Here is a 19,595-nt window from a genome sequence, read left to right as displayed (position 1 = left end):
TCTGGAATCCAGACATAAAAAACAAACAAAAAAATCTATTTTCTTTTGGTGTTCCCCGATCTCGGTCGAGGACGGCGTCTGGATTCCCGCTGGAGCCTGCCCCGTACCGTGATACGGGGCGGGAATGACGATAGAATCGGAATTTGAATAGCAATCGAGTATAGTAATATAAATTTTCTGCTCATGCGGCAAAGCGCACGCTGTGTCCGCCTCTGGCGGCAATGAGAGAATAAATCTCAGCGAGCGGTTTCCTCTGCCACGCGTGGCAATTCCAGACGCACCTTGTTTCCGTCACCTAAATATTCTACCTTCACAAGTTTTTGCATAATCAACACTCCGCGCCCGCTCTCCTTTAATAAGTTTTCTGGTTGTCTAGGATCAAGCAACGCTTCATGATTAAATCCTTTTCCTTCGTCAGTGACCATCATTGATATATGAGTAGAACTCATGTCTTCAATAGTGATGATTACTTTCTTTACTTCACCCCATTTTGCTTCAGCTTCTTTTATCGCATCGCTATATTTTTCATCATCAGAAAATTGTGCCTGCGCCAATCCAAAATTGCCGTGGACGATCGCATTATTTAATGCTTCGCTTAAAGCTGTGATAAAAATATTTACGTTATCCTCCAACCATCCAAGCTCTTGCATTTTTTGTTCAATTTCATCAATAATAATCTTTGCATTTTCCCGCTTGCTTGCGATGATAATTTCATTTCCCGTATATATCTCTTCTTGCGGCGGCGCGCCTTCAGTGTCTGCGGGATGATAATGCATAAAGTGATTTATGGCTATCTATCCAGGTATTTCTTGATAATTTTTTGGTCCAATTGGTACAGCCGCGCAATGCCGTTTTCCAGAGCAAAATAATGCCAGACATAAAACGCGAGCATCACGAGCAGGATAATGTCCAAAATTACTATGCCAATGCTGGGAAATGCGAGCGTGATCGCGAGGGCAATCAGATTGACCAAGGCATACGTCAGGGTCACGAGCAAATGAACCAGCCGCTCATGCTGGAAATTTTGAATTTGCGTGTGGTGATAATCCGACAAATCCCGCCACCCCGCGTCGCTATGCGCGCGTTTTAATTCTCTTTTGATAAACGCTTCGTGCGTACGAAAATTTTCAACCATGCCCATAATTTTTTGCGCTTATAGATATCACATCATGACGTAGTACTGTCATCCTGAGCCTGTCGAAGGATGTCCGCAGTGTATGGATTCGACAAGCTCACCATGACACTGCTGATGAGTACCATTTCTCAATGTGATGTCTATAATGTGAGTACAATTCTCCGAATAAAACCAAATTTTTATAACGGCTATCGCTCATTCTTGCATCGCCATCGGCTCAATTCCCTCCATTTGAGCCGACTGTCGACTCATAGCGGCTGCCCGATGTCTTGCCGGTCCTCCGCAGACGCCCCTGTTGGGTGAGCGTCAAAAGATAGCGACTTGCGGTGGCATCGGAAATGCGGAGCAGCATTTGCGCCTGGTCATTAGTGACAGAGCCTTTTTCGCCCACAAATTTCATGATTTTTTCCAGCTTCGCATTTCTGCGGAATCTGATGGTCTCCATGGCCTTCGCCAACAATGACTTTAAATTCACGGCCGGCGCTAACCCGATGGCAGGCGCTGGTTCGGCTTGCGCGGGCGGCGGCGTGGGCGAGGTTACAACGGTTGGAGCTACTGCCGAGGCACTGGGGCTAACCTCAACCGGCACTTCCGTTGTCGGCGGCGCTGATGCCGGCACCGGTTCGCTTGGTGTCACAGGTGGAATTTTGACTGGCGGAATCGGTTCGTTTGGCACCACCGGCATCTCTACCGGCACCTCCGCCGCTGGTGATTCAGTAGTTAAATTATCATCTGGCATAAGATTATTTTGCTTTGATGTCTTGATACCAAGACGGCGGAAACGCTTTCCACATCATCGCTCCTGCGGAGCGAAACAGAATTTTTGGCGAGCGGACGGCGGGACATCAAATTTATTATAACGTACTTTTCAATGATTCGAAATGCTTATTGTCCGACTCCTCAACCATTTTCAGCAATACTTTAATTGCACCTTGTATCTCGCTTTTGTCCTTGTGCTCAATCGTGCTCACAGGATCAAGCCCATGCGAAAATTCCTGAATTAATCTATACACCTTATCTTTTTCCGTGTCACTTACTGTCTGTGTATCAAGTTGATCAACCCTGCTTTTTAAGTCGCCGGTGGTTGGAATTTTAAAGTTTATGTAAATTTCTAAAAATCTTCTTGCTATATTTCCGATAGTGTAAAAGTCGGCGTAGTTCGGCGAACCTGCAGCGATAAACTGATTCAATCTAGAAAAAAGAAAATGGTACTCTGACTTGAATTTCCTCAAAGTTTCTTCCAATGGTACGATTGAGGCGCACCGTTTTTCATTCTCAACGGTATTTTCAATCATAAAAAATTCGCAAGGGGTGGGCTTTTTATCTAACTCGTTCGCAATTTTCTTATTATCGCTCTCTACTTTCCGGTTTTTTTGCTCAAACCAATCTTTCACCAAATTAAAAAATTCAAAATTATGAGTCGAGACGATCAACTGCTCGGATTCTTTGAAGTGACTTTTTATCAATGAAAAGCAATGATAGATAAAATTGGAATCAAAGCTGGAAATAGGGTCATCAATTACAATTATTCCTTCATCAGTTTTGAATCCTTTTTCTTGGGTTTTAACAACAAAATAGGAAAACGCGATGGCATTTTTTTCGCCCTTACTCAAATTGTGCGCCGTATCATCATCGCGTTTTATAACATAGCCCTTTTTGAAGTCGTCTAATTCAAGATGTATTTCCTTTCTTCCAAAAAATTCTTCCAGATGTTTGTTTATTTTTTGAACAGCTTTTCCGATATTGGATGTTTCTTTTTCTAATATTAATATTTGTTTATTATTTTCTTCCACCGCATTTTTTGCTTTTTTCTCAGTTTCAATGTCTGAATCATAATCCGCTTTTATTTTTGGATAATCTAGTTCTTTTAAAGCAACGGCAATGAGGTGGTTCTCTAATTCCTCTTTCGCAGTTTTTACTTCTTGTTCGTGATTTCTGACCTTCAAATTATGGCTAGCAATAACAGAATTTAACTCATCAGTCGCTTTATCATAGGATTCCTTAAAATCTTTTGGTGATTTTGGCGCTTCCGCCATTGAAAGCGGGTTGTCGTGCTTCTTATTCAGTTTTTTTGTTACCTCATCTATCCAGCCATTCAATTCTTCCACAATGCCATTTAGCCTTTTGGCTATATCTTTATAGCCACTCTGTAAATCTGCATAAAGCTCCGAAATTTTCTCTATAATTTTTTCCTTTTTTAGATCAACTAATCCCTGAATCAACGATGTTATGTCGTCCTGTAATTTTTCGTAATCGTTGCTGAAATGTTTTGATAACAAATCTAAAAAACCCTCGGAAAATTCATTTTGGCAAAACAAACACTTTTTCTTTTCATCTTTGTTTTTATGTAGCTCGAATCCGTGTTGCGCCCATTTGTTTAATTCGGGATCGTTTTTTAGACGGTCAATAGTTTCCGCGACCACTTTGCGTTTAAGTAATGTAGCGATTTCATCGTGGATGTCTGAAAAATTTGATAGATTTTTTCCATTGAATGAAAATCCAAGATCATATTTTGAAAAAAGTGATTGATTATTGGGTGGGTCGCCACCGATAAGTTTTTTCTTTTTTTCAAAATCTTCATCAGAAAATTTGGTGAAATTATCAATCCCTATATTTTCAATTGCTATCTTTACGCCACTCTTGTCATAGTCGCGGTATTTATCATTAACTTTCAGATTGCCGACGATGTCCTTGATAGTGCGTGCCGTGGATTTTCGAAAATCATCTTCTGCCTTTTCGCTTTTTTGGCGGGCTTTCAAATAGGCTTCAAAATTTTGAGATAATAGTGTAGCTTTCCCTCTTAGCTCCTTCAACTTTTTACTACTCTCTATATCTACTTCGCTTACATAAACAATCGGATTGCTAGGATTGGATGGATCAAATGACACATTCTCGTCAATAAAATCTTCATTGAATACTCGTATTTGTTTTGTCCCGTTTTGGCAATCGAAATGCTTAATTGTAGTGCCGTTATTTAACTTTATCTCAAATTCGCCCAAATTTCCTTCTTTGTCTTTCGGGTATTGGTTAAATTCTGTCGTCTTTTTTTCGCAAGTAGAAAATATTCTCGAAAAAGTCGTCTTGCCACTTTTATTCCAACCATAAATCAAATTGAATCGAGCAAGATCTGGAGTATTACTACACCATGAAAAGTCGCGAAATATTCCGAATTTTTTGAGCTTGATTACTTTTTCAAACATAACTATATTTCACTTAAAACATCAGCGATTTTTTGCTCGTATATTTTAATCAACTGCTTATTTATATTTATAAATTCTTGCTCTTTTTCTACCTCATCTGCTAACTGCTTTTGCGTTTCAATTGACGGCAAAATAATTTTTACTGATTTTATTCTATCCTGTGATATGTTTGTTATATTTGCTCGGTTAGATAAAATGATAACTTGATTCCGATATTCCTCAGACCTTAAAAGATGCAGCAAATATTTCGGATAAACCTTCTTTTTATTTGGCGAACATTTGATAATGAAACCACAAAAAACAATATTTTCCTTTCCTACCCTAATAAGAGATGGGTAGCCGCAACCTTCGTATTTGACTGATGAACGAACAAATAATAAATCGTCGTCTTTGAGAGTGTTTTTTATCACCTCTTTATCCTTTAATTCAACTTGTTCCAAATTTTCAACATCAACATATCCGTCGTTAAATAAGTCTTTAATATTCACAAGTTTTGTGCCTCTTCCTACTTGCTCTTTGGAAAAATTAACTCCATTTCTAAAATCATCACAAATATTTTCCAATTTCACCAACTCAACACCTTTTAATTTTCTAAGTGATTGACCAAAATAGCGTCTCTCTCTCTCTAGACTTTGGATGATTGCTTTGGCGTGATCTATGGCGTTTTGCTTAACTTCAATCTGCTCAACGATTTTTTTCTGGACTTCAATCGGAGGAAACGGGATTTTAAGCGACTTGAATTGTTTTACATCAAGATTTTTCTGGGCATGACCTCGCGCGCAGGAATAAATCCTTTGTTGTGTTGAAAGAAAATATCTATCAATATAATCTTTCAATACTTCATTTTTCTTTTCTGGCTTCACGGAAAAAGTAAATCCTGAATCTAATAAATAAAACTTTCCTTTTACAAAGCGGACACACCATTCTGCCATCGCAAAACGAGAAATAATAAGTTCGTCCTCTCTATTAAATGTATCGGTTCTAAAACTTTCACCACCGCCACCATAAACAGGGTATTCTATCCCCTCGCTATTCTTTTTAGTTATTCTTACGCCAAAATTCAAATCAATAACTTCATCTAAACTAACCATTGGCCATTTTCTGTTTATAAAATTATTATTTTCTTTATATCTATCGCCCGAAAGATTGTAGTCGCCGGTTTCGGCGATTTTTTCTTTGGCGACAAGATGAGCGATTTCTCCCCATTTGTCATTCCCGTGAAAACGGGAATCCAGCTCTTTCTTTATAGATTCCGTATCAAGTACGGAATGACAGGAGGAAAGAACCTCTTTGTATTTCTTAATAATTTCCAAAGCCAAAGGTAAATCGTTTTTGTCAATTTCTCGTCTTTGCGCGCCAAGGTCATAGCCGTCATTTTGAATTTTCAGAAATAAAATATTTTTCGTTTTCTTGGCAATTTCATTATCAAAAAACAAAATGCTTGTTTTTACTCCGGCATATGGATTGAAAACGCCAGCCGGTAACGAAACAACTGCCAAAAGTCCGTCTTCAATCATTAATTTTCTTAACGCTTTATAAGCGGTCGCGGATTGAAAAATAATTCCTTCCGGAACGATAATGCCGGCGCGGCCTTTGGGACGCAAATGCTCTAAAATATAATCCACAAAAAGCACTTCGGAGCGATTGGCTTGCACGGAAAATCTTTTATGCGGTCGTATTCCGCCTTTTGGCGACATAAACGGCGGATTTGCAAGCATAACATCAAAACTTTCGTCCCATTTTTCCTCTTGCCCAAGCGTGTCATATTCATAAATTGTTGGGTCAAGAAATCCATGAAAATACATGTTCACTTTTGATAAACGAACCATATCCGGCGATACATCATAACCTGAAAAATTTTTAATAAGTTTTTTCTTTTCTTCCGGCGATAAAAGATCGCCTTTTTTCTCTTTTGTGTTTGCGTTTATTATGTGTTTGTAGGCGGAAATAAGAAAACCCGCAGATCCGCAAGCTGGATCGCAAATATTTTCATTTTTTTGCGGATCAACCGCGTCAACAATAAAATCAATAATGTGTCTTGGGGTTCTGAACATCCCCGCGTCGCCTTGACTGCCCATAATTGAAAGCAAATGTTCAAAGGCATTGCCTAAATTTTCACTGTTATCATAAGTAAAACCGTTTATTTCTTTTAAAAATAAACTAAGGGATTCGGGACTGCGATATGGCAAAAAGGCTCCTTTGAAAATATCTCTAAAAAGTTGTGGAATGTCTTTATTTTCATTCATTTTTTCAATCGCTTCCGCGTAAAGATTTAATCTCTCTTGATTTCCTACTTGTGGCGACAAAAGTTTAGTCCAGGAATATTTAGCAAATTCGCCGGCAAAAAACATTGGCGGGGCGTCGTGTTTTTCCTGCGCTTCTTTATCCATATCATCCATAAATTTATACATCAAAGCAATAGTGATTTGTTGCACTTGCGCTTCAGGACTAGGAACAATTCCAACAAGAATGTTGCGGCAATTTTTTATTTTTTGTTTTATTTCTTGATAATTCATAATTATTTTTTCTTTTTACCCTTGCTAACAAGTTTCATCGCTTTATTCGCGAATGCCTCAAAATCTCTGTCCGCCTTGCTTGGCGCTTTTAAACTTTTTTTGTAATATTTATCATATTCTTTTTCAGCTAACTCTTTTGCCAACTCATGCGAGACCTTGCCCGCATCTTTCAAAATATCTTTATTGTTAATCTGTAAAAATCCGTGGAGTTTATCTATCCAGTCCTTCATATACATTGGCACTCTCTGCATCGCCTGTCCTTCGGCAAATACGAGATATTGCTCGACAAGATTATTTAAAACGAGAAGTTCCTGCTCGCTCAAATAATTTTTGGCAAACAAAACTTCTTCTTTTGTTGGCTTACTGCCCCTGAAGTTTGTGAGGCCTACATTTGTTTTTTTACTATCCACCCTGCTCGCGATTATCTCTGCCGCAGTGCTTCCCGTAATCGCATAATGAACTTTGTTTTGAACTGTTTTAAAAAAGAGGGTACTCTTCTCATCTGTCGGGTCATAGTCAACACTGGTGGCATAGATGTCGGTAATTTTTCTATAAAATCTCTTTTCTGAGGCGCGTATTTCTGAGATACGACGAGTTAATTCTTCAAAATAATCAAATGGCAGATCGGGATTCTTTAATCGTTCATCATCTATTACAAAGCCCTTGACAATATATTCGCGTAGTCGCAAAGTTGCCCATTGACGAAAAGCTGTGGCGATAGAGCTTTTAATACGGTAACCGACAGAGATAATCATGTCGAGATTAAAAAAATCAATCTCTCTTTCTACTTCACGAATGCCTTCTTTTTGAACTATTAGGAATTTCCGAATAGTTGAGCTTTCCTTTAATTCACCTTCTTTGTAAACATTTTTAATATGTTCATTGATAGTAGGAACAGTAACGCCAAAAAGTTCAGCTAAAAGTTTTTGCGTTAACCACACTGTTTCACCGTCAAAACGCACATCGATTTTAGTCTCGCCTGTTTCTGCTTTATAGATAATTATTTGTGATTGAGGTTGTAATTTTTTCATAATTACATAAAAGTATTTAAGGAAACATAATCTTTGACATATTCCGGTACAATCTTTTTATACTTACCCAATTCATTAAGTTCATTAGCGGAAAAACTTGGGTAGGTGTATAACCGTTGGATTTGATTATTGTCAATAATTGTTCTAAATTCCTGATCTGCAACATAACATTTTAGAAAATTTTTAATTTGTAAAAGATTATCATTTTCGGGTTTGTGGATAGAAACAAACTTTTCAAATTCATCTTCAAGCAATTCGTCTTTTGATTTGAATTTGTTTATACCACCAAAGATTTTTTCAATAAATTCTTTGAGCGTAATGCGACGATCTGCTTTGACGGATTTTCGCAATTTATCCAAATTGAAATAATCTTCCGGTTTTTCAAAAATTTCGGTTTTAACATATTCTTCCGCTCCTTTGACATCGCCCTGCTCGTATTTTTGTTTAACAACCGGATCATTTTTTACAACCGATTCAAATTTATCAAAAAACTTCCAGTCAACTTTCATACCGGCAAGGCCGACTGCAATTTCTGAAAAAGTTTTGAGCGGGTCGGGATTAAAAATATTTACTTCATCAATATCTACGCCCTCGCCGCCGCCTGTTCCCGTTCCGGTTTTAATCGGGAGCTTCAAAACTTGATCGTAATTGTATTTTTCCTCAAAATATTCGCAGTTAGCGAAGAAATCAAAAAGTTTGAAAGTGTCTTTTTCTATTTTTATCAGCTCATTGTCTGCGTCTTTGTAGCTGAAAGTATATTTTCTCGTTCCGCGTCCTTTGATTTGAATAAAATCAGTCGGAGAAAAAATTGGTCGCATAAGGCAAAGATTCATCACATCTTGGCAATCGTAGCCAGTTGTCATCATGCCGACGGTTACGCAAACTCTTGTCTTGCTTGATTTATAGCCCGCCAGCCATTTTGTTTGTCCGTTTAGATAATTGTTTGCGTAATTGATAGGAAATTGTTGAGAGTCGGGAATATTGGAAGTAACCTGCACGGCAAAGTCGGAATTATATTTGTCGGGCCAAAGAGCCGTAGCAAATTGATTTAAAGTTTGCGTTATTTTTGAAGCGTGATTTTGACTCACGCAGAAAATAATACTCTTTCCAATTTCCCCGCTAATCGGGTCTTTGATCGCATTTTCTAAAAATGTTTTGCAAAAAATCTGATTTGTTTTATCGGAGAAAAATTTCCGCTCAAAATCTTTTTGGAAAAAGGTTTGTTCTTCCTCAATTCCTTCCTCGTTTTCTACCATTAAGGAATAACCTTTTTCTGATAAAAGTTCGGTGGTGATTTCTGTCCTCGCGTCGGCGACAATCGGATTAACAAGATAGCCGTCTTTTACGCCGTCAAGCAAGCTGTATCGGAAAGTCGGCTCGCCGGAAGGACAGCCAAAAGTCGTGTAAGTATCCAAAAGCTGACGGCGTTCCCAAGCGCGCGGGTCTTTCTCGCTGACTTTTTGCGGGTCAATATTTTTGAGATAATCTTTCGGCGTGGCGGTAAGCCCTAATTTATACCCGACAAAATACTCAAAAACTGCCCGGCTATTTCCGCCGATTGAACGGTGCGCTTCATCAGATATTAACAAATCAAAATCTGTCGGTGAAAAAAGCTCTTTGTATTTATTGTTGAATGACAAACTTTGAACTGTGGAAACGATAATTTCCGCTTTTCTCCAGTCGTCTTTGTTTTCTTTGTAAATTACGCAGGTAAAATCGCTTTTGAGAAAACGAACAAAATTTTTCCACGCTTGATCTTCCAATTCCAAGCGATCAACTAAAAACAAAATTCTTTTGGCGTTTCCGCTTTTCAAAAACAGCTTGATTATTCCGCCCGCAATAAGAGTTTTGCCTGTGCCGGTTGCCATTTCAAAAAGATAGCGATCATTGCCTTTTTTCGCCGAACTCTGCAAGGAGTAAATTGCGGAAAGCTGATAAGGCCGTAAAAATTTTAAATCCTGATCTTTGATAAAATCCGGCCTTTGAGTTTCATCAATCCAGCGCGGGTCTTTTTGATAATTTGGATTTTGAGTTTGGACAATATAATCGCTTTCAACTTTTTCCTCTGAAAGAGCGGCAAAACTTGGCTTGAAAGATTCAAAATGCTTCAAGGATTCATAAGTCGGGAAAGTGATGATAACTGTCGGGTTGCCGCGCTCTACATCCCATAAATAATGAAGGTTGCCGTTTGAAAGAATAATAAAGCGGGCGTTTTGTGATTGGGCATAACGGCGCGCCTGTTCTTTGCCGTCGAGAGGGTCTTTGTCTTCCGATTTTGCTTCTAAAACGACAAACGGAAAACCCTTTTCATCGAGCAGTAAAAAATCAATAAAACCTTTGTTAGTTTTTTCAAAATCGTTGCCAAATTCATCTATGGCTTGTTTTGTGATTTTGGCGTTATTTTCCAAGACAATATTGGCTTTGCCTTTTTTATCATCAAAAAATCTCCAGCCGGACTCTTGGAGTAAGGCGTTTATTTTTAATCGTGCATTAGCTTCCTTTTGCATAATTAAGCCTTAATTTTCATACCTTCATGATCCCATAAAAACCAACTAGTAACAAGTAAAAAGGTGGCACATTTGCAGCAAATGGGCCACATGGGCGAGAGGGCTCTTATGGACTATTGACTTTCAGTAAACGCCTGCTATACTGCAACCATCACCACGAAAAAGACCCTTATGGGGTGCCGTCCCTATCGGGGGCTTTTTCTTTTTAAGCCAATTCTAAATGGGAGCGCTGATCGTTAATATAGGCAATTTTTGCTCCAGTCCGTTTAAGAAGAATCGAGCATTTTTTCTCATTGCTGGGAGACAGTATGACTGACAGCTTGTGTTTCTCCTGCAAGAATTTAACCAGTCCCGCATAATCGCCATCGCTTGCGACAATAACTGCCGTATCAAATTTATTTTCAAAGGCGTCACGCGTCGCCTGCAATACTAAATCAGCGTCGCAATTCCCTTTGGGCTTGCCTTCTCCGTCATATACCACTTCTTTGAACACCAGCGTAAACCCCGCCTCTTGCAGAGATTTATAAAGCTCTTTATATTTTGCTATTAAACCGATAAACAAGTACGCGGCGCGCACGCCATATTTCTCGAATAGCCATCTCCTGAATTTTGCGTAATCAAGCTGCCAGCCCAAGCTCGCAACTCCTTTGTGAAGGTTTGCCGCGTCAATGTAGGCAAAATTATTTTCCTTTAACACCATATCATAAACTATAGAAGATTATACTTGCTCCGCCAACTGGTGGATCTATGGGAGATTCTCATTTTAGCTCATGTTATATTTTTCATTTGCCTTCATGATCCCACAAAAGGCAGCTGGTATCAAGCAAAAAGGTGGCAAATTTACAGCATTTTTGCCACATGGACATGGGGCTCCCGCACGCGCCACGCCAAACCAAAAAGGCTATTCATGAGATAAATAGCCGTTTCGAGAATCGCACCACCTGTTAAATTCCTGTACTACTTTCTCTGAAGAGGTTTCTTGTCGTCTGTCGGCATGCGCACCGTTATGAATAGAAGGACCGCCACCACAAGCGCCGCAAATACAATCCCTGCCCATGGCAGCCATGGATTTCGTTCCGTAATCCTGCTCTCTTCGGCATCGCACGCATCTCCTTTCCCATCACCGTCAGTATCTGCTTGGCTGCGGTTGGCGTTTTCCGGACAATTATCTTTGCTGTTGATCAGCCCATCACGGTCGTAGTCATCACATACATCTCCCCTTCCGTTATGGTTGATGTCGCGCTGGTCCCGATTGCTTATCTCAACGCAATTGTCCTGCGTATCAATAACACCATCGGCATCAACGTCTGCCGCACGATAAAGAGGGTTCGCATTCGCGCTCAACAGGGGGAGTACAAGCACGTCCTTATTTAGCGCGAGATTTCCGGTCTCGCCGACGGGAACATTCACGTTTCTGTCGGGATCGAAGTAGATACGATATGTACGCTGAGGCTGCGCGAGAAAACGCAGGTTATATATTTTCGTGGAAGCGGCATTTTCCGGTATGAGACGCAGTTCCGTGATACGCAGAGGCTGCGCAAAGGTAAATGTGACGATCCAGTCCCGCGCCTCCGTACGCGGGAACCCAATGGTAGGCTGATTGATGCTGCGCTCCGCCACCACAATACGCTCGCTGCCATTCACGACCGCACGAATTCCTACTGAAGTCGGCAAAGCCACATGATCGTCAAGAAAAAGAGTAAGACCCGATGAAACCACCGGCTGCGAGGATTTGAGCATTATCCGCGCGCTTCCCTGTGCATTCTCGGGTAGTGCGAATTCCGCATAGGTCCGCGTATCTCCGTCAATCATGCGCGATGCTCCTCCAATGATTTTATCCGTGGCAATGCTGAAGGAATTTTCGGCAACAATCGTCTCCTGCCTGACGTAGGAGGGCTCATATGAGCCGGCGAATTGGTCAAGCACCGCAAAATTATCGCGTTCAAGGTACTGATCAGCAAATGACACTTCCACGACCGTGGGCACAGACAACACGAGATTATTGACCTCCTTATATTGGCGATACGCGTTCATGAGCTCCGTGCGCGCACGGTTGGAAGCCTGTTGCGCAGATACGCCGACGGCACAGAGGCTTATAAGGAAAATGGTGACATTTAAAAATTTACGCATACGCATAGTGGTTAAGTGGTAGGAGAAGCTTTCTTTCTCCCTAAAAACGCGGTGCTAACGAGCAAGGCGCCCACGAGAAAGAAGGTGATGATCCTTCCCGTTAGCTCCATGCTCCATACCTCTACGATGAGCAATCTACCCACCACGATTCCCAATAGCACGGCGCCGTAGATGCGCGGTATCTTCACCTCATGCGTGCGCCCGTAAATATAAACGGACAAGCCGATAATCGTATAGCCAACCAGCGCAATCATCGAGGCCACATCTCCATCAGCGAGCACGGCATGGAAGGAACGCCACATGAGAAGGTAGGCGTAGGCGGATCCTGCCACGAGCAGAATAAGATTATAATCCGAAATATGGCCTGCGCCTCTTTCTCGCCCCTTCAACCAGAAAAAACTGCCGAGGAACGAAAGCGCCATGGCGAGCACAAGAAGCACAAAAAAATCCTCATGGATCACGCCGGTCTTCCACGCGCGCGAAAAAATGTTCTTGTAGGAGAAAAGAGCAGGTCCAATGAGGAGGCAGCTTAAACGCTCCGCAATGGAAAGATCGCGGAGAATTAGGTAGGCGAGCAATGAAATAATACTGCACTCTACCGTATAGGTAATCATCAGCGCAGCGCCCTCGAGCTCTACCGCAGTCGCGGCGGCAAGCATAACAATCGCCACGCACGCATAGACATACATCGGCTGTCGCCGCCGGGTAATCCTGAATATGGCGAATGCCCCCACAGTATACACGATCATCCACGCGGCAATGATAAGGCTCTTCCACTCGTCCTGCGCGGCATGCACAATCCAAGCAAGCAGGAGCATGCCGCTGCCCGCGGCAGTCACTAGGTCGACCTCGATGCCCTGCTCCTGCGACTTGAGAACGCCGAGCGTATTGGCAATGAAAAATACGGCGGCAAAGGCGTATGCAAAAATCAACAGCACGTCCTGATCAGGCAAGGACGCTGACGCGAGAAAGTGCGGCATGCTATAAAAAGTGATAAGGACGAGTGCCGCTGTCGTGAGCTCGCGCCGACGGGTGAGTACCACAATCCAGAGCGCTCCCAGCACGACCACGAGGAGATAGAGGAAAAGCGCGGGATAGTCCGGCTTCGGCATGCGGGTAAGGAGAGGCGCGACGCCGGCGAGCGCAAGGCTTAAGAGCGAAAGCGCGGGTGTGCGGAACCGCACGCTAGCCATTGCCACGAATGCAGTGCTTAAAAACATGACCGCAAGGACGGTGAAGGGTGTGAAAAAATCGTAGACCTCGCGCGCGGCAAAGAGGGTGACCAATATCGTCGTGGATCCCAGCACCAGAAACACACTGCCTTGGTGGAGAAATGTACGGATGCGCCACCAGCCAAACATAAGAATCAGGGTCCCTGCAACCATGCCGAGAGTGATGCGTCCCATCGGCCCTATCCAATCATGGAGGAATGCGTACGTCACGAGCCATCCGAAACCGATGAGAATAAGGAACGCGCCCAGTTTTAGCAGCCAGTCGTCTTTGAGCCAAACCGCAAATTTGTGCAGCAAATCAGAAGACGGTTCTGCGGACAGCGCCGGCCGCACTGCAGGGCTAGGCGCACCGGTGGTCGGTGACATAGGACTTACCTGCGTTGTAACCGCAGTCGGCGGCTGTGAGGCAATAGGCGATGCACCCCACTGCCGAGTCAGCGCCTCCAGCTTCCTTACCCGTCTACGTAAGTCGAGCAGTACGATCAACACAATCATTCCACAGATAAAAAGAAAAACTCCCATATGATTTTTATTTAAATAAATGCACTACCCATTAAAACCCAAAATCTTTAAACATGTACCAGAGGGAAATGAGACTGAAATTGATTACCAAACCGATGGTAATCACGATGTTTAAAATCGCCTTATGTTTGATGTCCGTCTTATATAATAGATAGTACGAAAAAGCAAAACCTATGAACGCAGTGAGGAACCAAAAAATTGATAAATCAGTAATAAATTCGATATTCTGAAAATCCCCATACCAATAAATTACATCTAAAACAGGTAAGACGATTAATATGAAATATAACTGTTTCCTTTTAATCACCATAGTATCAACCTCGCTGTATTTAAAACCCAAAGTCTTTAAATAGGTACCAGAAAATAACTTGTGCAAATGCGAGCAAGATACCAACAGTAGAAAGTATATAGGGTATATATTTAAACCGAAGGGTATTCTTTTTAGTGTAGTATACTACCCAGATAAATCCCAGAAAACTTAAAAATATCAACAACCAAGACAAAGGGCGTGTTTCAGAGATATTGTTTTTGTTTACCACATTAAAGACTCCATGCAAAGCAAAAAAGATGATGATCAAAAAATACAATGATATATATTTCATATTACACAAATTATTCCGGAGATATCTTTGAAAATAACTACTATTAAAATCCAAAATCTTTAAGCATATACCAGAGGAAAATGAATCTTAAATTGATGAGCACGCCGATAGTGATGACAATGTTCAAAACTGCCTTGTGTTTGATGTCCGTTTTATATAAGAGGTAGTACGAAAAAGCAAATCCTATAAACGCGATGAAGAAAATTATAACTTTTAGATCGGTAATAAATTCAATATCTCTTTTAGCTCCATACCAAAACAGCATGTCTAGTGCAAGTAAAATAACTATTATTGAATATAGACTATTCTTTGTTAATGTTGTCATTGGCTTATTATACTATTGATGGTGGCGATGAATGCTTATTTGACCTTAGCGGCAATGGCTGCGGTGGGGTGGGAAGCGGGGGTATTTGCTCCACTGCCTTTTTAATAGGGCAGTATTTTTAAATTATGTCTTCTATTTATACATCCATGTCCCTTCTTTTCTCACGGATGATAGAGATGTACTTAATTATAAATACAGTTAGGCTACCAATTATGAATATTACGGTAGACACCAGTGACGTAAGCTTTTTATCAAAACACGCTCCCAATAATCCGCTACATTGCACTGGGGTAAAAATAACCCATAATAATACCAAAGGAGAAATGATAAAAACAAATTTCTTCCAGACGGGATAAATTACAATTGGAAGAAATAATAATATGAAGGAAACGATACTCAAACCTGACATAAGTATTAAGAGAGGTTGTCCAATACGTTCGCTCAGAGGATAAATACAACTAAATCGATCCTGAGGAGCACAAACTCCGAATTTCTCTGGAAACCACAAAATATAACCCGCAACACAACCGCACAGAGAAAGCCCTAATAATATTTTTATAAAATTTTTATTCATAATTTGGAATTACAACGAGCTCCTTATCTGCTCGATGGTTTGGATAAAATTAATGGCATCTTGTTGAGGAATAAGATGCTTATCGGCGAGGACGTTAAGGTATGCAACGAGCGTCTTAAGAACGGTGCCAGCTAAGCTCACCTGCCCCCGCTCTAGGAGTTTGATGGCCGCATTGATCGGAATGGTAATACTTTTCTCTATCTTTGATGGATAATGCATGCTCTGGACGACTTTCTCAAAAATCTGTTGAGTGAGCTGAGAAAAACCAGAAAAGCAGGAGAATGCTTAAAGCAACAAAAACCGGCGGACGAGGAAAGACTCAAAAGCCGGCGCAGGGGAAATGATCTGCGATAACCTATTACCTAAATTGTGGAGAGGACGGGCCATCTGGTGGTAAGTGTAAACCCGCCTAAAAAAACTGACAAGTCATCCTCTAGCACTAACCGCTGACTTACGCTTCACGCCATAGGCGGATCCGCCTCTGGCGGAGACGTCACCGCTGACTTACGCAGAAAAAATGAAAAACGTCGCTTTTTACTCCTTCATGAACATTTTCTTCAAATACTGGCCCGTAAAGCTTGTCTTGATCTTTGCCACTTCTTTGGGCGTTCCTTCCGCCACGATGCGGCCGCCTGCATCCCCGCCTTCCGGCCCCAGATCAATAATCCAATCCGCGCTCTTGATGACATCGAGATTGTGCTCAATCACGAGGACCGTATTGCCGCGATCCACGAGCTTCTGCAAAACACCTAAGAGCCTTTTCACGTCTTCAAAATGCAAACCTGTCGTCGGCTCATCAAGGATATAGAGGGTCTTGCCCGTGGAGCGCCGTGAAAGCTCGGAGGACAGCTTGATGCGCTGCGCCTCGCCGCCTGACAAGGTCGTCGCCGACTGGCCGAGCGTAATGTAGCCGAGGCCCACGCTCGTGAGTGTGGTGAGCTTCTCGCGGATGGGCGGAATGTCGTGGAAAAAATTCTCGGCTTCCTCCACGGTCATGGCAAGCACGTCCGCGATGGTCCTGCCGCGGTAATGGATCTCGAGCGCCTCGCGGTTGTAGCGCTTGCCCCCGCACTCTTCGCACTCCACGTACACGTCCGGCAAAAAATGCATCTCAATCCGCACGAGCCCGTCGCCCTGGCACGCTTCGCACCGCCCGCCGCGCACATTAAAGCTGAACCTGCCCGGCCGGTAGCCGCGCATGCGCGCTTCCGGCACCTGCGTAAACAGCTCGCGGATGGGTGTAAAGACGCCGGTGTAGGTCGCGGGATTCGAACGCGGCGTCCGGCCGATGGGAGACTGGTCGATGACAATCACTTTGTCCAGAAATTCCGTGCCCAGCACCGCGTCATGCGCCGCAGGCTGTTCGCGCGCGCCCCAAAACTGCTGCAGCAGGGATTTCGCCAGGATTTCCGTCATGAGCGTGGATTTGCCGGAGCCGGACACGCCGGTAATGCACACCAGTTTCCCCAAAGGCACGGTGACATTGATATTTTTTAAATTAAACGCGCGCGCGCCTTTCACGACCAGGTACTTGCCGTTGCCGCGGCGGTACTCATGAGGCAGATCAATCATCTTCTTCCCCGAAAGGTAAGCGCCGGTGAGCGAAGTGGAATGGCGCGCGACCTGAAGAGGGGTGCCCTGAGCCACGACGTGGCCGCCATGGGCGCCTGCGCCAGGCCCGATGTCGATCACATAGTCCGCGGACCTGATGGTTTCCTCATCGTGCTCCACCACGAGAACCGTATTCCCTAAATCGCGTAAGCTTTTGAGCGTCTTGATGAGCTTTGCGTTATCGCGCTGGTGGAGGCCTATCGACGGCTCGTCCAAAATGTAGATGACGCCCGAGAGCTGGGAGCCGATCTGCGTGGCAAGGCGAATCCGCTGCGACTCGCCGCCCGATAACGTGGACGCGGACCGGTCGAGCGTGAGATAGGTGAGCCCCACATTGAGGAGGAATTTCAGCCGCTCTAAAATCTCTTTCAGGATCTGGCTGCTGATCGTGCGCTCCCGCTCCGTTAACGCGGCGTCTGTCGCGGACTCACGCTGACCGGACGCTGATGGGCGCGGAAAATTTGGAATGTCGTTGTGAGAATCTAAGACGGCCGCGCGGCGCGCACTGTGTGCGGCAGGCGCAGCCTCACCTTTGAGGCTTGAGAAAAAGGCAAGCGCCTGTTCGATAGTCAGGGAGGTGACATCATAAATTGATTTTCCGCGCACCGTAACGGCGAGCGCGGCAGATTTCAGCCGCTTGCCCGCGCAGACGGGGCAGGGCAGCACCCGCATATAGCGCTCGATCTCGGCGCGGATATAGTCGGATTCAGTCTCGCGGTAGCGGCGCTCAAGGTTGGGAATCACTCCTTCAAAATGAGTCTGGTAATCTCCGGTAAACGAATCACTCTCATAATCGATTTTGTACGTGCGGTCGCCTGTGCCGAGGAGCAAGAGGTCGTATTGATTCTTCGTGAGATTTTTAATGGGCGTGTGGACGGAAAAACCGTGCACATGGGCCACCCCTTCCACGATCCTCATGTACCACGGGGCGTTGGTGCCTGTGCGCGACCATGGGCGGATCGCGCCCTGCGCGATGGTAAGCCCTGGATTGGGAATGACGAGCTCTGCATCAACCTCAAGCTTGGTGCCCAAGCCCGTGCACCCGGGGCACGCGCCATGCGGAGAATTGAATGAAAAAAGCCTTGGCTCAAGGTCAGGCAGGCTCACGCCGCAGACAGGGCAGGCAAAATGCTCGGAGAATACCAGCGATTCCGATGTCTCGCCGCGACGCACCTCCACGGTCACGAAACCGTCCCCGAGATCAAGCGCCGTTTCCAGAGACTGGGCAAGGCGCGAGCGCTCTCCCCCCTCGCTCATCGAGGCTATGTCCTTTTTCTGCTTCTGGTAGAGGTTGATCTTCGCGGTGAATGACGCGGCAGCGTTGCGCGCACGCGCGCTTTGTGTCTGCGCGCCGCGCTCCTGCTCTTCCCGCAGGGTCCGCGTGACTGGTATCTCATCCACGAGCGCCTCGAGCGTATGTTTGCGCTGCTTGTCGATCGCCGCGTCCAGCGCTTCTTCAGAGGTCATAAGGGCGCCGTCCATGCGCACGCGCGCGAATCCCGCCCGCGCGATTTCTCTGAGCACGTTTTTGTGCTCGCCTTTTTTGTCGCGCACCACCGGGCCGAATATGGCGCACGCCGCGCCTTCCGGGCTTTTCAGGAGCTGGCTGATGATCTGATCCACGGATTGGCGCACCACCTCCCTGCCGCATTGCGGGCAATGCGGGTGCCCCACGCGCGCCCAGAGGAGCCGGAGATAATCATAAATTTCCGTGACCGTGCCCACGGTCGAGCGCGGATTATGGGACACGGATTTCTGGTCAATGGAAATGGCAGGTGATAAGCCCCTGATGTCGTCCACGTCAGGTTTGTCCATGAGTCCAAGGAACTGGCGCGCGTACGCAGAGAGCGACTCCACGTACCGGCGCTGCCCTTCCGCGTAAATGGTGTCGAACGCAAGTGAAGATTTGCCCGAACCGGAGATGCCGGTGAGCACCACGAACTTGTCGCGCGGAATCTCCACGTCCATGTTTTTGAGATTGTGCACCCGCGCGCCTTTTATGACAATAGCGTCCATAACAAATTGATAATTTTTAATTTTCAAGCATCAATTTTCAAATAATTTACAATGCATCAATGTTTCAATGTTTGAAAATTATGACATTGAGATATTGATTGAAAATTGTCCCCCTTCGGGAGATCCCCCGTAGGGGGAGAAATTGAGAATTGAAAATTTTTACATGAGCACTTACGAGGGTTATGTGTTGTGTG

The 19,595-nt window shown here is 44.0% G+C and carries 14 protein-coding genes; all 14 read right to left on the bottom strand.

The window, feature by feature from the left end; all coding sequences use genetic code 11:
- Positions 1-236 precede the first annotated feature (236 nt).
- Positions 237-776 carry an ATP-binding protein gene (locus WC659_02820; protein MFA4872844.1) on the bottom strand — a complete coding sequence of 180 codons (540 nt, stop codon included), beginning with the start codon at positions 774-776 and terminating at the stop codon, positions 237-239.
- Positions 777-790: 14 nt separating this feature from the next.
- Positions 791-1,141, bottom strand: a complete 351-nt coding sequence (locus WC659_02815) for a hypothetical protein (GenBank protein ID MFA4872843.1) — start codon at positions 1,139-1,141, stop codon at positions 791-793.
- 211 nt (positions 1,142-1,352) lie between these two features.
- Positions 1,353-1,874 carry a hypothetical protein gene (locus WC659_02810; protein ID MFA4872842.1) on the bottom strand — a complete coding sequence of 174 codons (522 nt, stop codon included), beginning with the start codon at positions 1,872-1,874 and terminating at the stop codon, positions 1,353-1,355.
- Positions 1,875-1,989: 115 nt separating this feature from the next.
- A complete protein-coding gene (locus WC659_02805) occupies positions 1,990-4,335 on the bottom strand; it encodes an AAA family ATPase (protein ID MFA4872841.1) in 2,346 nt (781 codons plus the stop codon).
- Between the two features lie 2 nt (positions 4,336-4,337).
- Complete coding sequence (locus WC659_02800; protein MFA4872840.1) at positions 4,338-6,851, bottom strand: N-6 DNA methylase; 2,514 nt, start codon at positions 6,849-6,851, stop codon at positions 4,338-4,340.
- Positions 6,852-6,853: 2 nt separating this feature from the next.
- Complete coding sequence (locus WC659_02795) at positions 6,854-7,882, bottom strand: virulence RhuM family protein (GenBank protein ID MFA4872839.1); 1,029 nt, start codon at positions 7,880-7,882, stop codon at positions 6,854-6,856.
- A gap of 2 nt (positions 7,883-7,884) precedes the next feature.
- Positions 7,885-10,389 carry a DEAD/DEAH box helicase family protein gene (locus tag WC659_02790; protein ID MFA4872838.1) on the bottom strand — a complete coding sequence of 835 codons (2,505 nt, stop codon included), beginning with the start codon at positions 10,387-10,389 and terminating at the stop codon, positions 7,885-7,887.
- A gap of 205 nt (positions 10,390-10,594) precedes the next feature.
- Positions 10,595-11,089, bottom strand: coding sequence for an NYN domain-containing protein (locus WC659_02785; GenBank protein ID MFA4872837.1), 495 nt, complete (start codon positions 11,087-11,089; stop codon positions 10,595-10,597).
- Between the two features lie 257 nt (positions 11,090-11,346).
- Positions 11,347-12,519 (bottom strand): thrombospondin type 3 repeat-containing protein, encoded by a 1,173-nt coding sequence (locus WC659_02780; GenBank protein ID MFA4872836.1) that lies wholly within the window; start codon positions 12,517-12,519, stop codon positions 11,347-11,349.
- Between the two features lie 11 nt (positions 12,520-12,530).
- Positions 12,531-14,273, bottom strand: a complete 1,743-nt coding sequence (locus WC659_02775) for a DUF2339 domain-containing protein (protein MFA4872835.1) — start codon at positions 14,271-14,273, stop codon at positions 12,531-12,533.
- 645 nt (positions 14,274-14,918) lie between these two features.
- Complete coding sequence (locus WC659_02770; GenBank protein MFA4872834.1) at positions 14,919-15,140, bottom strand: hypothetical protein; 222 nt, start codon at positions 15,138-15,140, stop codon at positions 14,919-14,921.
- A 196-nt stretch (positions 15,141-15,336) separates the two neighbouring features.
- Positions 15,337-15,774, bottom strand: a complete 438-nt coding sequence (locus WC659_02765) for a hypothetical protein (protein ID MFA4872833.1) — start codon at positions 15,772-15,774, stop codon at positions 15,337-15,339.
- Between the two features lie 9 nt (positions 15,775-15,783).
- Complete coding sequence (locus tag WC659_02760) at positions 15,784-15,993, bottom strand: hypothetical protein (protein ID MFA4872832.1); 210 nt, start codon at positions 15,991-15,993, stop codon at positions 15,784-15,786.
- Between the two features lie 315 nt (positions 15,994-16,308).
- Positions 16,309-19,401, bottom strand: a complete 3,093-nt coding sequence (uvrA, locus tag WC659_02755; GenBank protein ID MFA4872831.1) for an excinuclease ABC subunit UvrA — start codon at positions 19,399-19,401, stop codon at positions 16,309-16,311.
- Between the last annotated feature and the right edge of the window lie 194 nt (positions 19,402-19,595).

The organism is Patescibacteria group bacterium, from assembly GCA_041645165.1.
Lineage (GTDB): Bacteria > Patescibacteriota > Patescibacteriia > 2-02-FULL-49-11 > 2-02-FULL-49-11 > 2-02-FULL-49-11.
The sequence above is the reverse complement of the archived record's forward strand: the minus strand, read 5'-3'. Positions and strand labels throughout refer to the sequence as shown.

Coding starts and splice junctions, on each gene's coding strand:
- WC659_02820 (MFA4872844.1), bottom strand. CDS start 776: ATGCATTATCATCCCGCAGACACTGAAGGCGCGCCGCCGCAAGAAGAG.
- WC659_02815 (MFA4872843.1), bottom strand. CDS start 1,141: ATGGGCATGGTTGAAAATTTTCGTACGCACGAAGCGTTTATCAAAAGA.
- WC659_02810 (MFA4872842.1), bottom strand. CDS start 1,874: ATGCCAGATGATAATTTAACTACTGAATCACCAGCGGCGGAGGTGCCG.
- WC659_02805 (MFA4872841.1), bottom strand. CDS start 4,335: ATGTTTGAAAAAGTAATCAAGCTCAAAAAATTCGGAATATTTCGCGAC.
- WC659_02800 (MFA4872840.1), bottom strand. CDS start 6,851: ATGAATTATCAAGAAATAAAACAAAAAATAAAAAATTGCCGCAACATT.
- WC659_02795 (MFA4872839.1), bottom strand. CDS start 7,882: ATGAAAAAATTACAACCTCAATCACAAATAATTATCTATAAAGCAGAA.
- WC659_02790 (MFA4872838.1), bottom strand. CDS start 10,389: ATGCAAAAGGAAGCTAATGCACGATTAAAAATAAACGCCTTACTCCAA.
- WC659_02785 (MFA4872837.1), bottom strand. CDS start 11,089: ATGGTGTTAAAGGAAAATAATTTTGCCTACATTGACGCGGCAAACCTT.
- WC659_02780 (MFA4872836.1), bottom strand. CDS start 12,519: ATGCGTAAATTTTTAAATGTCACCATTTTCCTTATAAGCCTCTGTGCC.
- WC659_02775 (MFA4872835.1), bottom strand. CDS start 14,273: ATGGGAGTTTTTCTTTTTATCTGTGGAATGATTGTGTTGATCGTACTG.
- WC659_02770 (MFA4872834.1), bottom strand. CDS start 15,140: ATGCTGTTTTGGTATGGAGCTAAAAGAGATATTGAATTTATTACCGAT.
- WC659_02765 (MFA4872833.1), bottom strand. CDS start 15,774: ATGAATAAAAATTTTATAAAAATATTATTAGGGCTTTCTCTGTGCGGT.
- WC659_02760 (MFA4872832.1), bottom strand. CDS start 15,993: ATGCATTATCCATCAAAGATAGAGAAAAGTATTACCATTCCGATCAAT.
- uvrA (MFA4872831.1), bottom strand. CDS start 19,401: ATGGACGCTATTGTCATAAAAGGCGCGCGGGTGCACAATCTCAAAAAC.